This window comes from Bacillus basilensis (assembly GCF_050630465.1).
In the GTDB taxonomy this organism is placed as follows: domain Bacteria; phylum Bacillota; class Bacilli; order Bacillales; family Bacillaceae_G; genus Bacillus_A; species Bacillus_A basilensis.
Genome location: NZ_JBNTQO010000011.1, coordinates 96065 through 117904, shown reverse-complemented (window position 1 = coordinate 117904; position 21840 = coordinate 96065). Strand labels below are relative to the sequence as shown.

Annotated in this window: 23 protein-coding genes and 1 pseudogene; 4 read left to right on the top strand and 20 right to left on the bottom strand. The window is 35.5% G+C overall.

Translation table 11 applies throughout. The annotated features are described in order from the left end of the window. Positions 1-16: 16 nt before the first annotated feature. Positions 17-502 carry a VanZ family protein gene (locus ACQVV1_RS19885; RefSeq protein ID WP_431169417.1) on the bottom strand — a complete coding sequence of 162 codons (486 nt, stop codon included), beginning with the start codon at positions 500-502 and terminating at the stop codon, positions 17-19. A gap of 110 nt (positions 503-612) precedes the next feature. Here ACQVV1_RS19885 and ACQVV1_RS19880 point away from each other — a divergent pair, with 110 nt between their 5' ends. Together ACQVV1_RS19880 and ACQVV1_RS19875 are read left to right on the top strand one after the other, a co-directional pair. Continuing rightward, complete coding sequence (locus tag ACQVV1_RS19880) at positions 613-837, top strand: DUF1659 domain-containing protein (RefSeq protein WP_242254292.1); 225 nt, start codon at positions 613-615, stop codon at positions 835-837. A gap of 86 nt (positions 838-923) precedes the next feature. Beyond that, positions 924-1139: a DUF2922 domain-containing protein gene (locus ACQVV1_RS19875; RefSeq protein WP_242254291.1), complete on the top strand. Its 216-nt coding sequence runs from the start codon at positions 924-926 to the stop codon at positions 1137-1139. A 19-nt stretch (positions 1140-1158) separates the two neighbouring features. Here ACQVV1_RS19875 and ACQVV1_RS19870 read toward each other — a convergent pair whose 3' ends face one another. Beyond that, positions 1159-1557: a DUF4359 domain-containing protein gene (locus ACQVV1_RS19870; RefSeq protein ID WP_060632920.1), complete on the bottom strand. Its 399-nt coding sequence runs from the start codon at positions 1555-1557 to the stop codon at positions 1159-1161. Positions 1558-1745: 188 nt separating this feature from the next. On the opposite strand from ACQVV1_RS19870, the gene ACQVV1_RS19865 reads away from it, so the two are divergent. After that, entirely contained in the window at positions 1746-2252 is a 507-nt protein-coding gene (locus tag ACQVV1_RS19865) for a competence protein ComK (protein WP_309259530.1), read from the top strand. Between the two features lie 55 nt (positions 2253-2307). On the opposite strand, the gene ACQVV1_RS19860 is transcribed toward ACQVV1_RS19865, so the two are convergent. From ACQVV1_RS19860 to fabZ, 14 genes are all read right to left on the bottom strand, one after another. Continuing rightward, a complete protein-coding gene (locus tag ACQVV1_RS19860; RefSeq protein WP_431169416.1) occupies positions 2308-2778 on the bottom strand; it encodes a sigma-70 family RNA polymerase sigma factor in 471 nt (156 codons plus the stop codon). 217 nt (positions 2779-2995) lie between these two features. Next, positions 2996-3697, bottom strand: coding sequence for a YknW family membrane protein (gene yknW, locus ACQVV1_RS19855; protein WP_242254285.1), 702 nt, complete (start codon positions 3695-3697; stop codon positions 2996-2998). A gap of 127 nt (positions 3698-3824) precedes the next feature. Next, on the bottom strand, positions 3825-5024 hold the full coding sequence (locus ACQVV1_RS19850; protein WP_242254283.1) for an ABC transporter permease: 1200 nt from the start codon (positions 5022-5024) through the stop codon (positions 3825-3827). Continuing rightward, entirely contained in the window at positions 5021-5701 is a 681-nt protein-coding gene (locus ACQVV1_RS19845) for an ABC transporter ATP-binding protein (RefSeq protein ID WP_063221853.1), read from the bottom strand. The genes ACQVV1_RS19850 and ACQVV1_RS19845 overlap by 4 nt, the downstream gene beginning before the upstream one ends. Further along, complete coding sequence (locus ACQVV1_RS19840; RefSeq protein ID WP_242254281.1) at positions 5698-6891, bottom strand: efflux RND transporter periplasmic adaptor subunit; 1194 nt, start codon at positions 6889-6891, stop codon at positions 5698-5700. The genes ACQVV1_RS19845 and ACQVV1_RS19840 overlap by 4 nt, the downstream gene beginning before the upstream one ends. Positions 6892-7130: 239 nt before the next feature. Next, complete coding sequence (locus tag ACQVV1_RS19835) at positions 7131-8465, bottom strand: MFS transporter (protein ID WP_098557141.1); 1335 nt, start codon at positions 8463-8465, stop codon at positions 7131-7133. A 19-nt stretch (positions 8466-8484) separates the two neighbouring features. Next, complete coding sequence (locus tag ACQVV1_RS19830; RefSeq protein ID WP_098557143.1) at positions 8485-9519, bottom strand: ABC transporter substrate-binding protein; 1035 nt, start codon at positions 9517-9519, stop codon at positions 8485-8487. Then, on the bottom strand, positions 9516-10298 hold the full coding sequence (locus tag ACQVV1_RS19825; RefSeq protein WP_242254279.1) for a DUF3919 family protein: 783 nt from the start codon (positions 10296-10298) through the stop codon (positions 9516-9518). Before ACQVV1_RS19825 ends, ACQVV1_RS19830 begins: the two co-directional genes overlap by 4 nt. Before the next feature lie 66 nt (positions 10299-10364). Further along, positions 10365-11795, bottom strand: a complete 1431-nt coding sequence (locus ACQVV1_RS19820) for a HAMP domain-containing sensor histidine kinase (RefSeq protein ID WP_242254278.1) — start codon at positions 11793-11795, stop codon at positions 10365-10367. An 11-nt stretch (positions 11796-11806) separates the two neighbouring features. After that, positions 11807-12478 (bottom strand): response regulator transcription factor, encoded by a 672-nt coding sequence (locus tag ACQVV1_RS19815; protein WP_063221859.1) that lies wholly within the window; start codon positions 12476-12478, stop codon positions 11807-11809. Positions 12479-12599: 121 nt separating this feature from the next. Then, a complete protein-coding gene (galE, locus tag ACQVV1_RS19810) occupies positions 12600-13592 on the bottom strand; it encodes a UDP-glucose 4-epimerase GalE (RefSeq protein WP_001084646.1) in 993 nt (330 codons plus the stop codon). A 170-nt stretch (positions 13593-13762) separates the two neighbouring features. Further along, positions 13763-14674, bottom strand: a complete 912-nt coding sequence (tagU, locus tag ACQVV1_RS19805; RefSeq protein ID WP_309259537.1) for a polyisoprenyl-teichoic acid--peptidoglycan teichoic acid transferase TagU — start codon at positions 14672-14674, stop codon at positions 13763-13765. Positions 14675-15053: 379 nt separating this feature from the next. Next, on the bottom strand, positions 15054-15251 hold the full coding sequence (locus ACQVV1_RS19800; RefSeq protein ID WP_048566696.1) for a hypothetical protein: 198 nt from the start codon (positions 15249-15251) through the stop codon (positions 15054-15056). Positions 15252-15639: 388 nt separating this feature from the next. Then, positions 15640-16074, bottom strand: coding sequence for a 3-hydroxyacyl-ACP dehydratase FabZ (gene fabZ / locus ACQVV1_RS19795; protein ID WP_000884318.1), 435 nt, complete (start codon positions 16072-16074; stop codon positions 15640-15642). Between the two features lie 503 nt (positions 16075-16577). On the opposite strand from fabZ, the gene ACQVV1_RS19790 reads away from it, so the two are divergent. Then, positions 16578-17021, top strand: a complete 444-nt coding sequence (locus ACQVV1_RS19790) for an SRPBCC family protein (protein ID WP_103102278.1) — start codon at positions 16578-16580, stop codon at positions 17019-17021. Positions 17022-17079: 58 nt separating this feature from the next. On the opposite strand, the pseudogene ACQVV1_RS19785 reads toward ACQVV1_RS19790, so the two are convergent. The 4 genes and pseudogenes from ACQVV1_RS19785 to ACQVV1_RS19770 form a co-directional block, all read right to left on the bottom strand. Then, positions 17080-17847: pseudogene (locus ACQVV1_RS19785) on the bottom strand (UTP--glucose-1-phosphate uridylyltransferase); the annotation flags it as partial. A 253-nt stretch (positions 17848-18100) separates the two neighbouring features. After that, positions 18101-19738: a teichoic acids export ABC transporter ATP-binding subunit TagH gene (tagH, locus tag ACQVV1_RS19780; protein WP_431169413.1), complete on the bottom strand. Its 1638-nt coding sequence runs from the start codon at positions 19736-19738 to the stop codon at positions 18101-18103. 15 nt (positions 19739-19753) lie between these two features. Continuing rightward, the gene (locus tag ACQVV1_RS19775; protein ID WP_000644297.1) at positions 19754-20560 is read right to left on the bottom strand and encodes an ABC transporter permease; all 807 of its coding nucleotides are present in this window, start codon (positions 20558-20560) and stop codon (positions 19754-19756) included. Next, on the bottom strand, positions 20557-21840 hold the full coding sequence (locus tag ACQVV1_RS19770; RefSeq protein WP_431169412.1) for a nucleotide sugar dehydrogenase: 1284 nt from the start codon (positions 21838-21840) through the stop codon (positions 20557-20559). Before ACQVV1_RS19770 ends, ACQVV1_RS19775 begins: the two co-directional genes overlap by 4 nt.

Sequence of the window (21840 nt, the reverse complement as noted above, 5' to 3'; positions counted from 1 at the left end):
AGCTAATCTCAAAAGATTAGCTCCTTTTTCTATTCCAAAACCAATTACTTATTATAATCCCTGTTAATCCGCCGCACGTATCCAGTAATGAATCTTGCCACATCGGTGTACGATCTCCCGTAGTCCATTGATGAATTTCATCAAATGTTGCATATCCTGCAACGAAAAGGAGAGCGTATATAAAACACCTTTTTCTCGAATAACCTAATCGATAAAAAGCGTAATACGTCAATGAACCGAGCATAAAGAACACCATAAAATGAGCACCTTTACGAAGGAAAAACTCAATAAATCCGCCTACACCTTTTTTTGCAATGCTAACAGGTGTACCACCGCCGTAATCGATAGATACCCATGAAAAATGCTCTTTCACAAACTCCACATTTACATATTGTTCAATATCCGAACGCATATCCTGCTTTTTATATGGTTGTGCCGAGGAATAAAAAATCAGCCCCATCCATAGTAAAACAGGAATCCAAAATAACCATTTACGATTCATTCTTCCGAAACCCCTCTCTTAGTCTTTTAAGAGTACCAAAAAAAAGAATACATTTCACGCCAAAACATGACATTCACGCCCTATTTATATAGTGAAAGGGGGTGATAAACATGGCAGTCGAAACAATCGTAATGGATTTAACTTTACGTCTTGTCTTAAACAATGGATTAGATAAGAACGGAAAAACAGTTTTTAAGAACAAACAATTTAAGCGCGTAAAAACAAACGCAAACTTAGAGCAAGTACAAAACGTAGCACGTGCCCTTGCTTCCTTACAAGCATTACCACTTCACGCTGTACAACTTGTTAGCACATCAGATCTTTCTAGCCTATAAGATGAAACTTTAATTAGTGGGGGTTCATCCCCTCTGATTGTTAGCCAACACTAACAGCTGGATAAATAAAAAGGAGGAAATAAAGCATGCAAGTACTAGAATTAATTTTCGCGAAAGAAGATGGAAAAACCGTTGTTTTTTCTATCGAGAACCCCATCACACCCGTCGATGCACAAGTCGTAAATCAAGTAATGGATACCATCCTTGCCTCATCTGTATTTTCATCAATGAATGAAAATACCCGAAAAAAAGGCGCTCGTCTTGTAGAAAGGAATGTATCTGAAGTTCCAATTAACTTATAAACAAAAAGACGAATCTGCATCATTTTGCAGATTCGTCTTTTTTCTTCGGCATTTCAATTGGGATAAAGATTTTTGAAAACCCGACGCATACATATTTATAGTGTTCTCCGCCTATATCAAATTCAGTCTTATAAGTTGAGAAGAATATATAATCATCTCGCTTCGTATAATGATCGATTAATAACCCAACTTGCGGCTCAACATATTTTTTCGCCAACTTCTTACCAGCCGATGCTAAATCGCCAAGAAGACCCTCTTCATTTTCTTTTTGAACTTCGTCTAGCTTCTTACTCACATCATTACGTTTCATAAACTGCTTCGCTGCCCAGTCCGTATATTCACCTTTACTCGGGTTACTATTTGCTAAATATACTAGAAGAACAACAACTAGAGCCATAACAATATACCTTTTCTTCATACTATCTCACCGCCTACTCTTTTCTATTTTCATATATATGTACAAGCGATGCAAATTAGAAAGACTATCATCTATTGATTGTAAACGAATAGCCAAAATTTACAATACGAAACAAAAGATTAATATTCATTTTACTTAATTCGTATATAATGATATTAATAATATTTTATAAGGGAGGACTCAGAGTTATGAAAGACGAAAATGATATTTTTATTTCTAATTCTACAATGATGTTAGAGCCTTACAAGCACCCTTATTATCACACAAAAGTTATTGACAGTAGTGGGAACCATTTTTACTCCTGTCAAACTGCTCTTCAACTCATCAAGCAATCTTGCCTAACCAATGTTCATTCTACTTATCAAGGCAGACGTAATGCAGTTCAAACAAACTTTAAATTCAAACAGAATGTCCCAATTCCAATTAATCATAGAGAATATATTTGTGCTTTCCCAACAGAATCTCCTTCATCTCCAGACTGTATATGGCTATTTTATAACCATATATATGATATAGAGTTTTTCGAAAAGAGTAAAAAAACTACCATTCATTTTTCAAATGGTACCACTACAACAATACATATCAGTCCCCATAAGCTAAAACAACAATTATTAAAAGCTGGATACCTATTATCACGTATGAACATGCAAGATTCACTACAATTCAAAAACCTCTTATTACATTTACTACCTTAACAAAATAAGTAGAATGGAAAGCAATATCCCTTGCCTTCCATTCTTATGATACTATTTATCCTCTCAAGCTATTTCGCATTTTTTCAAGCGCCTGCCGGTATATCCACCTCACTTGATAATAGGTCATCTCTGTCTCTAAAGCGATTTCCCCCATCGTCTTTCCTACAAAAAAACGTTCAAAAATAATATACTTCTCCTTCTCATCTAATACACTCATAAAATCCTTCACTTTCATTGCAATATCTTCAAAATGAAAGATATCCTCATACTCTCCTACACATACACACTTTTCTCGCACTGTGGACTCTTTTTTCAACCTCTCCAATATATAACCACGTACCGTTACAACTGCATATGCAGGAAAGCTCCCTTTCTCCGCATCAAACTTTTCATACGCATGCCAAAGACCGATTAACCCACATTGATAATACTCTTCATAATCTTGATAAATACCTAGCTTCTTTATTTGATTCACAATCATACCTTCATACAAAACAACTGTCTCTGTAAAAGTCGCTGGCTTCACACAGTACCCGTTTCTAAAAGGTATACCTTTCTAGTATTCCGCGGTACCTTCACAATATAAAAATAAAGAAAGGATTTCACTGTGAGTAATTTCAAATACTACCGCTGAAATTTGAAATTACATGAAGTAGAATTTGAAATTCTGCTGGTGGTATTTGAAATAAGGGTAAAAATAAAAAAGGTGACTCTGAGGAGAGCCACCTTTTAGTCCAATCATATTATACCGGCAAACCTGGTAAAAACTTTGCCATCAATACAACAATCGCAGCTAAGAATACTGCCTTAATAATGAATAAAACGATAATTGGAATAGCTGCTTTCACTTTACTTAATCCTGCTATAACTTGTAATCCTAACCAAATTAAAACTAAATTCCATAAATAGAACACTTCAATTGAATTAGCGATTCCATATGCAAGTGAGCCTTTCTCAAATAACGGACCTAAACTTGTATACGCAGTTGGTGCAGCACCTAAAATTAAAGCTATAATACCATTAATGAGTCCACCAATAATAACAATAATATCCGCGTATACAATAATCATTACTATTTTTTTATAAGAAGTATCATTCCCGTAAAACATCATAAACACTTTATAAATAGCTGCAACAACTAATGTCGCAATCATAACACCTACTATTCCCCATATCGTACTAGAAATTACATCTGATACAAGCGAACCCTGCTCTGCAAGTGCACCACCTAATTTCTTTTGCATTTCAATCATCTCAGGTGATGTATACGTAATATACGAATTTAAACCACCTACAAGTCCTTGTAATAGCGCCACTATGAAGAACATACCCCAAACTTTCTCAGTCGTCTTCATTCTCTCAAACTGTAAACCAGGAGAAGTAATCATTCCAAACAACGATGGCTTCTCTCCGCCAGCTTTTTGTGTATTCACATTTGCTTCCATTATAACGCCTCCTTCTATTTATATAACCCGTTCTAACGGGCGGTTCACTTCCTCACATAGAGGCTACGAACCGCCCACTAGAACGGTAATTTGCAGTCGAGAGCCCCCCTCTCTACTACACTACTACTTACTCATAACGTAACGCTTCAATTGGATCTAATTTCGCAGCTTTGTTTGCTGGAATTAATCCGAAAATAATACCAAGTGTCATAGAGAACAGTACGCCTCCAACGACAACTTCCCATGAAACGAGTGGTGGCCATTTTGCGAATGTGGAAACGATATATGCCCCGCCATATCCAAGACCAATTCCAATTAAACCACCTAGAAGCGTTAACATAACTGCTTCAATTAAAAACTGTAATAAAATTTTACTACGCGTTGCTCCAAGCGCTTTACGTACTCCAATTTCACGCGTACGTTCTGTTACAGATACGAGCATAATGTTCATAACACCAATACCACCAACGACTAGTGAAATACCAGCAATGCCACCAATGATCATTGTCATAATACCTGTCATCTTTGAAATACCTTCTTGAAGTTCTTTTAAATTCATAACTTCGTACTTACCAGTTGCATCACTTGGTTTACGGCTGTTTAAGACATCTGCAGCTTTTTTACCTGCGTTTTCTAAGTTATCTACATTTTTTGCTTGAACAGAAATATTTTGAATTTCATCTTTTCCATACAGTGTCGGCCATAATGAAATTGGAATTAATGCTTCTGATGGTCCCATTCCCATAAACTCGTTATCTGATTTGTAGACACCGATAATTTGCATCGGTTGACCCTTCATTTCAATAATTTTACCGACTGGATTAGCATCCTTAAATACCTTTTCTTCCATTTGTTTACTAATCATGACAACGTTATTACCTTGATCCACATCTGATTCTTGTAAAGAACGTCCCCTTAACAACTTTACCTTATTTACTGAAAAATACTCATTGTCTAATCCAGTAATACTCACCATTTCTATTTTATCTTCAATATCAAGTGGTTCCATACTTGAATTTGTTGTTACAACATGTGAGATTTCTGGAATTTTTTTAATTTCAAAAATATCTTCTTCAGTTATTTTCGGTGCTTCTACCATCCCCATGCCAAAAGGATCATTCATATCAGCACTATAATGAATTGGAACCGTTTGATTACCTGACCCAACAAATTGAGATTTCAGTGCAGCTTCCCCGCCTTGCCCAATCGCAACGACGGTAATAATAGAGCCTACACCGATAATAATCCCAAGCATCGTCAAAGCCGAGCGCAGTTTATGAGCTAAAATAGACGATAAGGCAATTTTCATACTATCTAGTAAACTCATACCGCACACCTTCTATCTTCTGTAATTTTCCCGTCTCGTAGTACAATGCGGCGGGAAGAATACGCTGCTACTTCCTCTTCATGCGTAACCATAACAATCGTCGTACCTTCTGCATTAAGCTTCGTGAAAATATCCATAACTTGCTCACCAGACTTCGTATCAAGCGCACCAGTCGGCTCATCGGCCATAATGAACGTTGGATTATTCGCAATCGCCCTTGCAATCGCAACACGCTGCTTCTGTCCACCTGATAATTCGTTTGGCAAATGATGCACACGGTCCGCTAATCCGACTTTACCTAACGCCTCTAAAGCACGCTTGCGACGCTCTGCCTTCTTCACGCCGCCGTATACGAGCGGAAGTTCAACATTTTCTACTGCCGAAAGACGCGGAAGCAAGTTAAAATGCTGAAACACAAAACCGATATATTCATTACGAATTAAAGCAAGCTTTGACTCGTCTGCTGTTAAGATATTCACATCATTCAGCATATATTCGCCTTCTGTTGGACGATCTAAACAACCGATAATATTCATAAGCGTTGATTTACCAGAACCAGATGGTCCCATAATCGAAACGAACTCGCCGCCTTGAATCGTTAAACTAATACCGTGCAAAATCGGCACTGCCAATTTTCCTTGATAATACGTTTTAGCAATATGATTTAACGTGATCATTTCTCTTTCACTTCCATTCCGTCATACACATCGTCGGAAGGATTTTTAACCACCTTTTGCCCCACTGTTACGCCTTCTACAACCTCTGTCCAGTCTCCATCAGTAGAACCTTTTTTCACATTTTGTTTACGAAGCTTTCCTTTATCCTCAACATAAACAAATGCATCATCATCTTTTTCTACAATGCTCTTAGTCGGAACGGCAACCATCGTCTTATTCTCTAAATTTACTTGCAGAGAAACGTGATAACCTGGAGATAAACCATCTTGACTATCAAGGCTTGCTTTATATGTATATTGAGACATATTTTGAGTCGATTCACCCATACCACCAGCTTGAGCCATCTCTGCACTCGTTGGGAATTCACTTACCTCTGTAATCTTACCTGTCCACTTCTTCTTATTATTTGCTTTCGCAGTTACAGTAAATGTTTGATCCTTTTGAATTTGTGACTTTTGAAGTTCGGTTAACGTTCCTTGAACTTGGAACGGATCTTTAGAAGCCACTTGTAAGAAGGCTTTCCCTTGACCACCTAACGCTTGAGATGAACTTTGCGCCGCATCTTTATCTAACTTTTGAACAACACCAGCAAAATTACTATAAATCGTAAGCTCTTTCTGCTTTTTACTTAACTCTTCTTTCTGCAACTTCCCTTTTTCTTTCTCCAGATCAGTTGTCTTTTGCGCCATCTCTAATTCACTTACTTGCTCTTCCATCGGATCTGTTACTTCTTTCCCAGCTCCGCCATCTTTCGCCTTCTTAATTTCTTTCTTCAACGAATCAATCTTCTTCTTCCCTTGATCATAACGCATATCTGCCATCTTCTGATCAAGCTCAGCTTGCTTCATTTGAAGATTAATCTCTTCATTATCATAAGAGAATAACTTCGTACCTTTCTCTACCTCTTGTCCTTCTTTTACCTCAATATCTTTCACTTTTCCTTTAGTCGGATCCGCATAAAAACTTTCGATATTCCCAGGTTTCACCTGACCAGAAATTAACTTCGTATTATTCAGCTTTCGCTCTGTTACTTTCTCAAAACTTACAGCATCAGCAGATGTTGATGCTCCCTTTTTCTTGCCTTGCATAATAAAAATATTAACTGCTGCTACAATAACAATTAGTGCAATAACCCCGATAATAATCCATTTCTTCTTCTTGTTTGGAGTACGAACCGTATTTGGTACCATAGTCTCTCTCCTTTTTATAACTTAATAGTTTAATATAAAAATTGTATAAAACTTTCTGAAAATGAATTACATATTATTACATTATTTTTACAAAGTTTTACACATCCATTTATATTGTAACAAAAATTCCAATGATTAGAAATATGACATATTGTCTTTTAAGCTAGATTTAAGGAAAGATTATATTATATAGAAAAAGCCATCCAAAATGATAATTGGATAGCTTTTCAAACAAAATATTACGCCGCTTTAGGAGCTTTGCTCTCGTGTCCACGTTGAACGATGAACAAGAAGATCGTTGATAAAATGGCACCTGTTAATAGTAAGATAAAGCAGCCATCCCAGCCAGAACGATCAACAATAACACCGATTGCTGCGTTTGCTACAAGACTTCCGCCTACATAACCGAACAGACCACACATACCAACTGTCGTACCTACTGCAAATTTCGGTACTAATTCCATCGCACTTAAACCGATTAAGAACTGTGGTACATAAATTAAACAACCGATAATAGAAACTGCAATACTTACAACAAGTACGCTAGTTGCTTGCCAATATATAAACGTACCAATAACAACTCCAACCATACTAATGATACATAATGGCATACGTTTTCCTTTAAATAATTTATCACTTAAAAAACCAACGATTAATGAACTTGGAATTGCCATACCTTCAAAGATTGCGTACGCCGCGTGTGCTTCATTTTTCGAGAAACCTTTAACTGTCGTTAAATAAAGTGGAACCCAGTTAATAACACCGAAACGAATTAAATAAACAAATGCATTTGCAATACATAAGAACCATACAAATTTATTTTTCACTACATATTTCATTAAAATTTCTTTTGGTGACATCTTGTTAGCATTATCTGCTTTTTCAAGGTTTTCATAATCATTACGATACTCATCAATTGGAGGAAGACCTTCTGATTCTGGTGTATCCTTCGCATTAATCCAAACAAGAACTGAAATTACCATTGCGATAATTGCAGGGAAAATAAACACGCCGCCTTGCCAATGATTTTCACCAAAAATACCAACACCAATTCCAACTAATGGTGGCACAAGCATTCCACCAACGTTATGTGAAATATTCCAAAGGCCTGTTTTCGTACCGCGTTCTTTCTTTGAGAACCATTTCGTCATAACGATACTACAAGGTGGTGCTCCCATACCTTGTACAATACCGTTAAGAACAAGTAATGTAACAATCATCCCAAAGGATGAAGCAAAACCGAAACAAATATTTACAAGCCCTGATAGGAATAAACCGACTGCGATAAAGCGCTGGGCGAAAGCTTTATCTGACAAATTCCCCATAAAGAACTTACTAAACCCATAAACAATTGCCATTACTGAGCCTAGTAGACCAATTTCAGCTGTACTAAAACCATATTCTTGTACTAAATACGTACTTGATAACGTAAAGTTACTACGAACTAAATAATAAGCAGCGTACCCAACTGAAATTCCGATTAACACACGAATACGTAGTAATCGGTATACACGGTCGATCATATCCGCTGGCAATCTCTCAATTGCAGGTGCTGGCTTGAGCCATTTAAACATATTCTTTCGTCTCCTTTTCTCACTTCTGAGAGAGACGCTGTCTATTCCAGATCTCGATTATTCCGCTATTTGATATATTTTGGTTCGTTCTTCTAACCGGCTGCCCTTCTATTTCTTTCTCATTCTTCGCAAACATCGTTGGTACGCCAAACGAAACTTTTTCTAAAATGTGACCCGCTTCTTCTGATAAACAATAATCAATAAATAAATCCGCAATAATACCATTCGGTGCACGTTTTAGTTTCGAAATCGCATTAACAGATAATCCTGTTTGCTCAGGTTCGTTACTTAAAATAGGAAAGCCTTGTTTTTGAAGCATTCTCTGATCTCCCATGAAATTGATGCCTATCATATATTCACCACTCGCAACAAGTTCTGCTGGTATGTAACCATTCACCGTTACTTCTCCAACTTGTCCTGCAAGGTTCTTAACATATTCCTTCGCTTCCCCTTCACCTAAAGTATCAATAAGTGATTGAAAAAACGTATATGCTGTACCTGAAACATTTGGATCCGGCATAACAATCTTTCCCTTATATACTGGATTTAACAAGTCTTTCCACCTTGATGGATAGGGAAGTCCGAGCGGCGCTATTTCTTCATTCCACCGCTCTTTATTAAGAGCAATTGCCAGCTTCTCCACCTCATAACCGTACCAATAACCGTCTTTATCTTTAACAGTTTTTGAAATACGATTCGCATGCTGACTCGTAACAGGAATAGATAGATTTTTTTGCTTCATCATTTGATGCGCGTCTACCGTACCGCCAATAATAATATCGGCTTTCGGATTTCCAGCTTCCTCTTCTACCCTCCGAAGAAGCTCCTCTGTCGAAAGACGAATAAATTCATACGTACAGCCGCGCGGTTTACAAAATGATGAAAGCAAGGCTTCCCCAACTTCCTCACGGGCTGCTACATACGCAACGAGATGACGATCATCCAAAATAGGGAGACCACTTTTATTATATTTAATAGAGGTTGTATCTCGAGAGCAACTAGACATCGCTCCTCCAATTACTAGCAAAAAGAAGAAAAAGGCTATCTTTCTCATGACACATTCTCCTTTACAAATAAATTTGCGAGGGAGCTTTTCATATACATGACATTCCCATTATTATCACCGAGATATTGCACAACAAAATAAGACGGATACACAGAAATAGTAAGAATGTCTTCACGTTCATTCTTTATACGCTTACCTATTTTATAAGCGGTAATATAAGCAATCGGTTCATTCTGTGATTGTAATAATTTCTGTATTTCTCCGTAATCTGTAATTTGCTTTGCGTACCGAATCGAATCAAGTATGTGCGTAAGATTCATCGCACGTTCTACATCACCTTGGCGTACTATGACATCCTGTGCTGACGCAAAAAAGTCACTAATACGCTCTGGTGTGTAATACAGGCTTAACAAATACGTTTGAAATGCTGAAATCATTGGATCCGTACCATTCTTTCCGTACATATCAGCCCCGTACTGGAACAAGTCACCTACTGCAAAAGTACGTTTATGTCCGTTCAAGTACGTTACTTCTCCAGTAAATACTTGTTCTTGAATCTTAGCTTCTCTCGGGTTTATTTGAATTTGGTCAAAGAATGAAACAATCGTATGCAAACGAACTTCATCCGTTATAACAATTTCTCCCCACTTTTCATGCCTAACCTTCATTTCAGTAGGCAGGGATTCATTCACTCTTTGTAAAACAGTTTGTTTGTCATTCACTATTGTGATTCGATTATATATTTGCTTCTCCATCACATAAAACAAAATAAGAGAAACGATTATACAAAGGACAAACATAAGGATTTGAAATGATAGCCTTTTCATTTCTGCCTACCTCCAAGATAAAAAAACGTTGTTTCGAAAATACCGCATAATTGTTTCATAAATGTATCATTTAACCGCTTTCAAGTTTTTTATGTCTTCCATCCGTCTCGGAAGCAAGAATGTAATAAATATTGTAGTGCCTATTTCTTCACTACTCTCAATCCGCATACTTCCGCCCTGCTTATCCATAATCTCCTGACAAATATACAAACCGTAACCATTCCCGTAACTAGAAGGAAGTACCTTCCCTTCTGGCGATTCATTCCACTCTGCAAGCACACCTTCATCTATACCAATGCCATCATCATGAACAAAAACCTTTGCCTCACGTTCATTTACAATTACATTCATACGAATGTGCGTAGCATCGCTATATTTTATCGCATTATCAAGCACGTTTAAGAAGATCTGTTTCGTCTTATCGAAATCCGCAACAACATGTACATCTGTTAACTCATTGATAACTTCAATCTCAAATTTCTGCAGACGAGGTTTCACAATTGAAACTGCTTCTTCGGCTAATTCTTTTATATTCACAACTGTAGGTGACACTTCAAACGTACTCGTTCCGTACTTTGAAGACTTAAGTAATTCCTCTACAAGTGATAATAAACGCTCACTTTCTACAGCCACATAACGCAAGCTCTCCTGTACATCTTCCTTCGCCTTTAACTTCGGAATTAAATCCACATAGCCAATAATCGCCGTTAGCGGTGTTTTCAGCTCATGCGTAATGCGGTCTAAGAAATCTTTCTGTTTCTCTTTCTCCTCTTTCAATTGCTTAATATGCAGCTCAATTCCATCAGCCATCGCATTAAAAGATGCGGAAAGCTGAGCAATTTCCACATATTCATTTAACTCAATCTTACTTTTATAATCACCATTCGCAAGCCGATGCGCCATTTGTCTTAACTGATCAATCGGCTTATGGAGAGACTTCGCCAAACGAATTGCAAAGAAAATACCCGCAGCTACGAGACAAAGAGACGTCATTAAGAACGTCCAACCGACATTTGTTAAAACTTCCTTCTCACCCGTTAACTCATTTATAAAACGAACACTTCCAATGACATCGTTCCCATAATAAACTGGGCTTGAAAACAAAAGAATTGGAGCTGGGTCTCCCTCTTCAAAAACATAAGATTTCTTCCCCTTCAAAGAGCTCTCAATATCAATATTCCGATGGAGAAGTGCTCCTTTTTGCGTATCCGCAACAACATCTCCATTCTTCCCAATCATCTGTACACGGACATCCATGCGCTTTGCTAAATACGAAGCAATTAAAAGTGAATTCGGACCGAGCGTCTCCACCTCTGCTTCCTTCTCTAAATAATTCATCGTATAAATTTGTGCTTCTACACTTAACTTTTCTAAAGAATTTGCCGCGTTATGATACATATTCTTTTCTAACGTAATATAAACAACTCCGTACAAAAGAACAAAAATTGGGATTAACAGTCCAACTATTCCAAACACCATATTTCTTTTTAAAGACATACCATCACCACTTAACAATCTAGTTTATAGCCAACGCCATAAATTGTCTTAATATATTCCCCGCTATTCCCTAGCTTCTTCCGCAGTCTTTGCACCATAATATCAACCGCTCTCGTATTTCCGATATACTCAAACCCCCATACTTTCTCAAGCAACTCATCCCTCATAAATACACGCTGCGGATTGGAAACAAACAACTGACATAAATTAAACTCTCGGTACGTTAACTGAATTTCTTGTCCACTAACATGCACTTTTCTTTCCTTAGGACAGATCGTTATCTCTCCCGCCTCGATTACCTCATGACTTACCGTTACCTCTTTCTTCTTCACACGTCGCGCCATATTCTTGACCCGAAGAATAAGCTCCGCATAATTGAAGGGCTTCGTCACATAATCATCCGCCCCAAGCTGCAAGCCAAGCAATTTATCATTCATCTGACTCTTCGCAGTTAACATGAGTACTGGAATATCCCTATCCTTCTCACGGAACAGACGAAGTAACTCATACCCATCTGTATCTGGAAGCATAACATCCAAAATCAATACATCCGGCCCTTCCTTCCATCTCTCTAAAGCTTCTCTCCCGTCAGCCGCAGTCAACACCTCGTATCCTTCCATCTCAAGCTGCATCCGAATCAAATTACGAATACTCGATTCATCATCCACTACAAGTATTTTCATTATTTTCCTCCTTCCATCCTGTATTATAGTACAGTTTAGTATAGCAAAAATCTTATAAAAAAAGAGAGGGTATTGTCGAACATATGTTGAACGACAATACTCTCTCTTTCAATTATTATATCTATTTATCATACCCATTAGGTTTCTTCTGATGCCAATTCCAAGCATGCTCAATGATTGTCTTCACATTTACATACTGAGGATCCCAACCTAACTTCTCTTTCGCTTTCTGAGAAGAAGCAACTAAACGTGCTGGATCTCCCGCACGGCGTGGTGCTACCTCAGCTGGAATTTCATGATTTGTAACTTCACGAACCGCATCAACGATTTCTTTTACACTGAAACCATTACCATTTCCTAAGTTATAAAAATCACTCTCTCCGCCGTTCTGTAGGTCCTTAAGTCCTAAGAAGTGAGCTGCCACTAAATCTTCAACATGAATATAATCACGGATACAAGTACCATCTGGTGTATTATAATCATCACCAAACATCATAATCTTCTCACGTTGACCTAACGCCACTTGCAATACAAGAGGAATTAAATGCGTCTCTGGACGGTGATCTTCTCCAATAATACCATTTGGAGTTGCACCAGCCACGTTAAAGTATCTGAAAATCTTATAACGTAAATTAGAAGCTTGGCTATACCAATGAAGCATCTTCTCGATTGCTAACTTCGTTTCTCCATACGTATTCGTTGGATTTGTCATTGTTTCCTCAGTAATAAGGTCTACATCTACCTCACCATACGTCGCCGCAGTAGAAGAGAAAATGAACTTATCTACCTTAAACTCATCCATTACCTCTAATAAGCAAAGTGCACCATACACATTGTTATTATAATATTGAAGAGGCTTCTCCATACTAACCCCAACTAAAGAATCAGCTGCGAAATGCATAACAGCCTCAATATTTTCTTGTGTAAAAACATCTCTTAAAAATGCTTTATCACGAAGGTCGCCATTATAAAATTTCGCACCTTCCGTAATTGCATCCTCATGACCCGTTTGTAAGTTATCTACTACTACTACAGATAAACCTTCATCTACTAATTTTTTCACAGCGTGAGAACCGATATAACCAGCTCCGCCGCAGATTAGAATTGAATTCATAGTCTTCCTCCTACATATATTAGGATTTCTTATTCACTCTCTTATTATAAAAGGTATACGATTGCTCGTATACCTTTTGTGTACCTTTATTACTTAGCAACGAAATAATCCGTTACATATTGTGCCCAAACTTCGTGGCCTTTAGCACTTTGTCTAAAGAAGTTGAATCATTACTTAGTCACTTCAAGATGCGCTCTTAATTTATTCGTTAAATCTTGTTTTGCTGCATCTGGAACATAGTAGTACCAAATGCCATTAGCAGCCTTGTGACCGTCACCTGGGATTTGGATATCCTCACTATTTTTCAAGCAATCTTTATAGTTCTTTTGCATATCAAACATTTGATCTTGCGTTAAGTTTGTCTTCACATTTTTTTGAATTGCTGCTAATACATCTCCATAACCTGTTAAAGAAGAGAAGCTTGCACCTTTTTTGATAACACCTTGCATCACTTGACGTTGGCGCATTTGACGACCAAAGTCACCACGTGGGTCTTGTTTACGCATACGTGTGAATGCTAGAGCTTGATCACCTGTTAAATGAATATTTCCTTTCGCAAAATGATTTCCATCCTGCGTAAATTCTAAATCATTAGTTACATCTACTCCACCGACTGCATCAACGATATCTTTAAAGCCTTCCATGTTCACTTCAATATAATAATTAATAGGAACATTCAAGAAGTTTTCTACGGTCGCTACAGACATGTCTACTCCGCCGAATGCATAAGCATGATTGATTTTATCACTTTTGCCTTTTCCAACAATTTCTGTATAAGTATCACGAGGAATACTTACTGTTTTCATAGAGTTATTTTTAGGATTTAATGTAATCACCATTAAAGAATCTGAACGCCCTTTATCATCACCGCGCTCATCTGCTCCTAGTAGTAAAATTGAAACTGGTTCACTCTTGCTAACTTTTTCTCCAACTTTATTGTTGTTTTGATCACGTTTTAAAGGTTGATGAACTTCCTTTAATGTATTAGATACAGAAGAATATACATTATAGGCATAAATTCCTCCACCTATGATTAGTACCCCAAGAATACCAAGTACCCAAAATAAAATTTTCTTTTTCATACCTTTACCCTCTTTATCAAAATTTAAAAATAATATATCTATTTTTATACTCCCCACTATATTACATTATTCTTGATTAAAAATAAAAGATAAATTAAAAAGAGCAATTAGTATTTGCCATCAAAACAAGAAAAACTCCATCAATTAAATGATGAAGTTTTTTATTATCTTCTATATTCATATAAGTGTAATTTCCCCATAAAACAATAAGATTTACACTTCTTATTTCTAATTATTTTTCAGTTTAGCCATCCTCTCGCATTAAGATGGATTTCTTGTATATTTATAGAAATTCCTTGTTCCATGCACACTAAACAAAAACTAAATATTCAGATAATAAATCCGAATGAATCCTATGCATAGTAGCTTTAAACCTTCACTACTTTTCTCTGATATACCAAATATCTTTTGAAATATCTTTGCAGCTAACAGCTATACAGTCATCGCTCCAAACAAAATTACCCGATTTAAAAATTGCAATCATCCTTGGATTATTTTGATATAAAAACATATCGCCATCTTTAAACTTCCCATTCTCATAATCATGTAAAACCTCGTATAGCTTCACATTCATCATCTCTTTTTCTCTATTTTGATAAACTCATTTTATATTTCTTTTACTAAAAAGTTGTGTTTTTCTTATGAAATCACTGTGAACCTTTATAATTTTTCAAAAGTTCTGCTCCTATATAATTAACCATTTAATGTATAAGTTCCGGACCTTTAATTTATTCTTTCTGCACACTATAAATACCTTTAAATTTATATAAATTTTCTTCTTATTATTCCAAATTTCTCTCCAACTTACTTGTTCAAAACTCTTATTAACTCTCTAGAGTATTCCTACTACTAAACTTCTTTGCTAAACAAATCACATATTACTACTTACAAATAAAATAGGTGGACACAAGGCTACAAACTCAGCCCGGTATCCACCTATCTGTATAAAAAACATTTTACGTTTACTATTCTTTTTTATCTCCAAGAGCGAACGTTATTTCTGTCTCACAAGCAATTTCACCATCTACAGTAGCAATTGCTTTTCCTTTTCCAATTGCTCCACGTACACGCGTCATTTCAACTTCTAAACGAAGTTGGTCACCTGGACGGACTTGTCTTTTAAAACGGCAATTATCGATGCCTGCGAAGAATGCTAAGCGACCACGATTCTCTTCTTTCTTTAACATAGCAACTGCTCCAACTTGTGCTAAAGCCTCCACAATTAAAACACCCGGCATTACAGGATAATCCGGAAAATGTCCATTAAAAAATTCTTCATTAGCTGTAACGTTCTTTATCCCAATAGCACGCTTTCCTTCTTCTACTTCTAAAACTTTATCCACTAGTAGGAATGGATAGCGATGAGGAATTATTTCTTTAATTTGTTGAATATCTAGCATACACTTCTCTCCTTAAACAAGATTGGTCATACCACCAGAAGTTATACTATCATTATCCCATTTTAAATCTCATTTGTCATTATAAAAAAGGATTTCAAGATTTCTCTTCTAAATAAAAAAATGTATACACTCTTTTCAATATGTATTATCACTGACACGGAGGTTGAAAAGAGTGTATACCCAAGTTAGGGAAAGGCAAATTATATCAAATATATTAAGCCTTAATGTCGTATTCAAGATTCATTATATATGACAAAAATAAGAAATTAAAACCCAATTTTCGACCTTTTTCGTATTAATTCCCTAATATTACTCATTATTTCTCTATTTTTCTTACATTCTCTTAAATGTGATATTTAGAAATATGAATTTTAATAAAAAATTATTAAAATAAAAGCAAAAAACGCTTGTAATAGAATTTACATACTTATATTATAATAAAATGAATATAGGATTTTAACCTAATTATTCAAATACCTTTATTTTTAGAAAGGGATCAAAAAATGGCAAAAGGTATACATACTATAGAGTTAAATACTTCACCAGATCAAATTTGGAAATTTATTAGTGATATAAACAATTGGGCTCCACTAGTCACAGGCTATGTTAAACATAAAGTTATTGATGACAAACATTCGACTTGGCGTTTGCACGGTGATTTAGGATTTATTAAACGAGACGTTAGTCTAAATGTTGAAATTATTGAATGGCAAATGCCTAATAAAATTAGCTTTACAATGGCTTCTCCAACAAAAAAATTAATTGGTAGCGGCTCTTTTCATGCTGAATCAATCTCTCCTTCTACCACAAAAGTAACAAGTCAGTTAGAATTGCGAACAACTGGCAAAGTATCTTTTGTCTTTAACAGTGCAATAAAACCATTTGTTCCTAAAATGACAAAGCAACTTTCTAAAAAAGTGGCAGATAAATTAATGAAACAGTTATAAAAAACCATCTCAGAAATTTATTTTACAATAAATTTCCGGGATGGTTTTTTTATGAAAATTAATTATTAACCATTTCTTTTTTTAATAGTTTCTCCATATAGCTTAATAATTCATTCTTTAACTCATCATGCTGTAATGCCATTTCAATTGTTGTTTGAATGAATCCAAGCTTCTCTCCAACGTCGTATCGCTTTCCTTCGAAATCATAAGCAAATACCCTTTGTATCTCATTTAAACGTTGAATAGCATCCGTCAACTGAATCTCGCCACCTGCTCCTGTTTGTTGATTCTCTAAGAACGTGAAAATCTCAGGTGTTAATACATAACGCCCCATAATTGCTAAGTTAGATGGTGCTGTTCCTTGATCTGGTTTCTCTACAAACTTACTAACTTGATAACTGCGACCATTTTGTACTAGTGGATCAATAATACCATAGCGATGCGTTTCCTTCTCTGGAACAGTTTGAACACCAATTACCGATGATTGTGTTGCCTCATATTGATCCATTAATTGACGTAAGCATGGTGTTTCAGATTGTACAATATCATCATCAAGTAAAACAGCAAATGGCTCATTACCAATAAACTTACGAGCACACCATACAGCATGCCCTAAACCTTTCGGTTCTTTTTGACGAATATAGTGGATATTAATTTTAGAAGACTCTTGCACCTTCTTAAGGATTTCATGCTTACCCTTTTCTAGTAAGTTCTGTTCCAATTCAAAAGAATGATCAAAGTGATCTTCGATAGCACGCTTTCCTTTTCCGGTTACAATAATAATATCTTCAATTTCAGATTGAATCGCTTCTTCTACAATGTATTGCTTTAGTTGCTGGTAAAATTACTTTTTACTGTTTTCATTCCTACTCCATTCGTAGTTAATAACACGTAGTTTTAATCATATTACTGCAAGTTATAATCTATATTTCAACTATTCTATGTTAAAAATTAAATATTTAAACAAAAAATCTCAATATGTATTCAACATTTTAAGTTCCTTAGTTTTTATCAGCTACTTAACCATTCAAAATAAGAGTTATCTTTATAAAAAGATAACTCTCCAACAAAGCCTGTTACTATTGCTTTTTTACTATTGATATTGACTGAACCTCTTTATGTGTTTCATCGGAACGTGCGGAAATATAATAACTTTTAGTTTCATAGAAATAATTTTTTTCATTATCATTGTTCATCATTTCGGTACCTAATACTTCATGTAATTTTGCAAATGACATTGAAATATCTTGAAGAACAACTTCAACAACCTTATCTTGTGAAATAACAAATTGAATATTTCCATCTTTAATAATTTTTTTCCCAACTTGATTCGGCAATGTAATTAAAGGGCTAGGGTATTCTACTTTTAGTTCATCAATTGCTTTCCCTAAATATCCTGGAGCAATTGCAACATTCGCACCGTATACACGCTTCAATAAATCGGTTAAATTTGTTAACTTTATATCTTCAGCTATTTCATTTCCTAATTTAAATGGTTCCATATACTTTGTATTGATCCATCCACTTTCACCATTTAATAGCTTAACTTCTAACCATTCTTCATTTTTTTCTATGCTCTTATCCTTATTATCTACACTAAAAATCTCACCAAAATTTGCTATACCTATTTTATCACTATTTATCTTCGCTTCTTTACGGATACTAATCCCATTACTCATTACAACGTACTTCTGTACCTTTTCTTTTTCGCTTATCTTATTTTCAGATGCAGTCTTACTTGAAACAATTTTTTCTGTATTTGTTTCTGCCTTATTAGAAACTAACAACATATCCTTATAATAAATTCCTGCAGTAATTCCTGCTACTATCATCGTTAAAACAATAGCAGGTATAACAAATTTTTTTCTCTTTACTTTGACTTTGCGGTAAGGCTTTCTTTTAATACTTTTAGAATTTGCTTGTAATAATCCGTGTTGACAATTCGATAACTCTTCTTCTTTTTGTTTTTCTCGTTCTTCTACTGTCATTTGATTATATCTCTTTAAAAATCCTTCGTAATTCCCAACTACTTCATGTACATCCCCATACTCTTTAAATTGACCATAATGTAGCCAAAGCGCTTTTGTACAGAAGTTTTTCACTTGAGAAAGTGAATGACTAATAAAAAAGATAGTTTTCCCTTGTTCCTTAAATTCATTCATTTTATCTAAACATTTTTTAGTAAACGTTTGATCTCCAACAGATAAAGCCTCATCAATTACCAAAATATCGGGATTAATATGAACTGAAATCGCAAATCCAATTCTAGACTTCATCCCACTTGAATAAGTCTTCACTGGTTGATACATAAATTTTCCTATATCAGCAAACTCAATAACTTTTGGTGTAATTTCTTTAATTTGTTCTTTCGTAAGCCCCATCATTAAGGCTTTTAGCTCAATATTCTCAAGCCCCGTTAACTGTCCATTTAATCCTGAAGATATTGCAATTAATGTTGCTGATCCTTTAATAGTGACTTTCCCTTTATTAGGGATTGTCACCCCAGCAATTAAATTAGATAGGGTACTTTTCCCCGAACCGTTTAGCCCAACAATACCAACTATCTCCCCTTCTGGTACTTCAAAGGATACATTATTTAAAGCGTAATGGTACTCACCATCTTCACTTTTAAAAAATAAATCTTTTAACTTATCAGAGGGTTTTTTATACATTTTATACCTTTTTGTTACATGTTCGAATTTCACTTTATAATTCATTGAATCATTCACCTTTTATAAGTAGTCAACAAACTGCTTGCGGAACCTTATATGAAACATTGATCCAATCACAAACAAAATAATTGCGATTCCCCAGAAATATAATGTATATAATGACCATATAAAACTAATATCACCATGTAATAATGAAAGTCTATAACCTTCTATCACATAATAAAATGGGTTTGCTTTCATTAAAAACGCAAAAGCACCACTCATATGTTCACTTGGTTTCCACAATACTGGTGTTAAATAAAATAACATTCTTGTAATTGATTGAATAAACAAATGTATATCTCTTGAAATGGTAGAGATTGTAGAAGTAATAAAAGCTAACGCAATTAAGAAACAAAAAGTAGAAAATATGCAATATATCAAGCCAATTATACTAAGAAAACTTACCCCTTTAATACATACTATAATAATTAATAGCACACCCAGCAAAATCATGTGTGTATATAATTGCGATAATATAACATATGTTGGAATAACACTCAGCGGAAAATTCATTTTAGACACTGCATTAAGCTTAGCGTAAATAGAATTAGAGCCCTGAATGATTGAACTGTTAATAAAGAACCATGGAATAATACCACATATCATCCAAACAAAGAAAGGAACCCCTTCTACAGGTGCCCCGCCCCTTATGCCTAGACCAAAGACTAACCAATAAACTAAAATTTGTGTTAATGGATTTAAAAATACCCATATAACTCCTAACGTACTTGCTGCATATTGTTGCTTGAGTTCATACAAAGAAAGCCTTCCCATCAAATAGATGCTATCTAATTGTTCACGAATAACACTTTTTATTGCTTTCATACAACAACCTCATTTTCCTGTAACACCTTATATATATTACCAAAGTTAATAATCTCCATATTACTATCAGGATTTTCTACTATAAAGTTACGAGTATCAAACAGAAGTGGTTGTCTCATTTTGGAAGCTAATTTATTATAGTCCATACTACTAAACTCACTATGATCAGCTAATACAAGAAGTAAATCCGCTTCCTCCAAGGCCTCTTCTGCTGATAGTGTTTTAAAGAAATTTGTTTGAATGTATGGGTCATGAATTGTAACTTCGTATCCTTGTTCATGAAGCAAGTTTATAACTTCTAGTGCCGGACTCTCCCTCATATCATCTGTATTTCCCTTATAAGTTACGCCAAATACGGCAACTTTTGGTTTTTCAATTCCTTTAAGTAATTTCCTAACATTCTCCATAACATATGAAGGCATAGAAATATTTGTATCTCGGGACATTCGAATAATATTTGTCAGTTCTGGTGCTTTTGCTACAATAAAATATGGATCAATAGCTAAACAATGTCCTCCTACTCCAGGACCTGGTCGATGTAAATTTACACGTGGATGCTTATTCGCCATTTCAATAACATCTAATACATTTATCTCTAAATTATTACATACCTTGGCCAACTCATTTGACAATGCAATATTAACATCACGGAATGTATTTTCCATTAACTTAGACATCTCTGCTGTTTTTGCATCTGTCTCTACTATTTCTCCTTTTACAAATATACCGTATACTTGAGCAGCTCTCTTAGCACAAGCTGGGGTTACTCCGCCTACAATTCTATTATTATAAACAATTTCATGCATAATTTTCCCTGGTAACACACGCTCTGGACAATGTACTAAAAAGATATCTTTACCTACTTCAAATCCAGCTTCTTCAACCAAAGGTTTTACATAATCATCCATACTACGCGGGGCAATTGTTGACTCCACAATTAATATATTCCCTTTTTTAATATAAGGAATAATTTTTTTTACTGCCGTTAAAACCCCCGTCAAATCACATGATTTATGTTCATCTCTTTGATTAGGCGTTGGGACAGCAACAATAAAAACATCTGCTACTTCCGGTGTAGGGGAGGCACGCAACATCTCTGTATTTACCGCCTCTTTTACAACCTTCTCGAGTTCTGGCTCTTCAATATGGACTTCTCCTCGATTTAATTTATCTACAACATCTGAATTAATATCAACCCCCACTACTTCAACGCCATGTTTCGCAAACATGGCGGAAGTAGGGAGACCGATATACCCTAATCCTATTACACAAATCTTCAC

Coding starts and splice junctions, on each gene's coding strand:
- ACQVV1_RS19885 (WP_431169417.1), bottom strand. CDS start 502: ATGAATCGTAAATGGTTATTTTGGATTCCTGTTTTACTATGGATGGGG.
- ACQVV1_RS19880 (WP_242254292.1), top strand. CDS start 613: ATGGCAGTCGAAACAATCGTAATGGATTTAACTTTACGTCTTGTCTTA.
- ACQVV1_RS19875 (WP_242254291.1), top strand. CDS start 924: ATGCAAGTACTAGAATTAATTTTCGCGAAAGAAGATGGAAAAACCGTT.
- ACQVV1_RS19870 (WP_060632920.1), bottom strand. CDS start 1,557: ATGAAGAAAAGGTATATTGTTATGGCTCTAGTTGTTGTTCTTCTAGTA.
- ACQVV1_RS19865 (WP_309259530.1), top strand. CDS start 1,746: ATGAAAGACGAAAATGATATTTTTATTTCTAATTCTACAATGATGTTA.
- yknW (WP_242254285.1), bottom strand. CDS start 3,697: ATGGAAGCAAATGTGAATACACAAAAAGCTGGCGGAGAGAAGCCATCG.
- ACQVV1_RS19850 (WP_242254283.1), bottom strand. CDS start 5,024: ATGAGTTTACTAGATAGTATGAAAATTGCCTTATCGTCTATTTTAGCT.
- ACQVV1_RS19845 (WP_063221853.1), bottom strand. CDS start 5,701: ATGATCACGTTAAATCATATTGCTAAAACGTATTATCAAGGAAAATTG.
- ACQVV1_RS19840 (WP_242254281.1), bottom strand. CDS start 6,891: ATGGTACCAAATACGGTTCGTACTCCAAACAAGAAGAAGAAATGGATT.
- ACQVV1_RS19835 (WP_098557141.1), bottom strand. CDS start 8,465: ATGTTTAAATGGCTCAAGCCAGCACCTGCAATTGAGAGATTGCCAGCG.
- ACQVV1_RS19830 (WP_098557143.1), bottom strand. CDS start 9,519: ATGAGAAAGATAGCCTTTTTCTTCTTTTTGCTAGTAATTGGAGGAGCG.
- ACQVV1_RS19825 (WP_242254279.1), bottom strand. CDS start 10,298: ATGAAAAGGCTATCATTTCAAATCCTTATGTTTGTCCTTTGTATAATC.
- ACQVV1_RS19820 (WP_242254278.1), bottom strand. CDS start 11,795: ATGTCTTTAAAAAGAAATATGGTGTTTGGAATAGTTGGACTGTTAATC.
- ACQVV1_RS19815 (WP_063221859.1), bottom strand. CDS start 12,478: ATGAAAATACTTGTAGTGGATGATGAATCGAGTATTCGTAATTTGATT.
- galE (WP_001084646.1), bottom strand. CDS start 13,592: ATGAATTCAATTCTAATCTGCGGCGGAGCTGGTTATATCGGTTCTCAC.
- tagU (WP_309259537.1), bottom strand. CDS start 14,674: ATGAAAAAGAAAATTTTATTTTGGGTACTTGGTATTCTTGGGGTACTA.
- ACQVV1_RS19800 (WP_048566696.1), bottom strand. CDS start 15,251: ATGATGAATGTGAAGCTATACGAGGTTTTACATGATTATGAGAATGGG.
- fabZ (WP_000884318.1), bottom strand. CDS start 16,074: ATGCTAGATATTCAACAAATTAAAGAAATAATTCCTCATCGCTATCCA.
- ACQVV1_RS19790 (WP_103102278.1), top strand. CDS start 16,578: ATGGCAAAAGGTATACATACTATAGAGTTAAATACTTCACCAGATCAA.
- tagH (WP_431169413.1), bottom strand. CDS start 19,738: ATGAATTATAAAGTGAAATTCGAACATGTAACAAAAAGGTATAAAATG.
- ACQVV1_RS19775 (WP_000644297.1), bottom strand. CDS start 20,560: ATGAAAGCAATAAAAAGTGTTATTCGTGAACAATTAGATAGCATCTAT.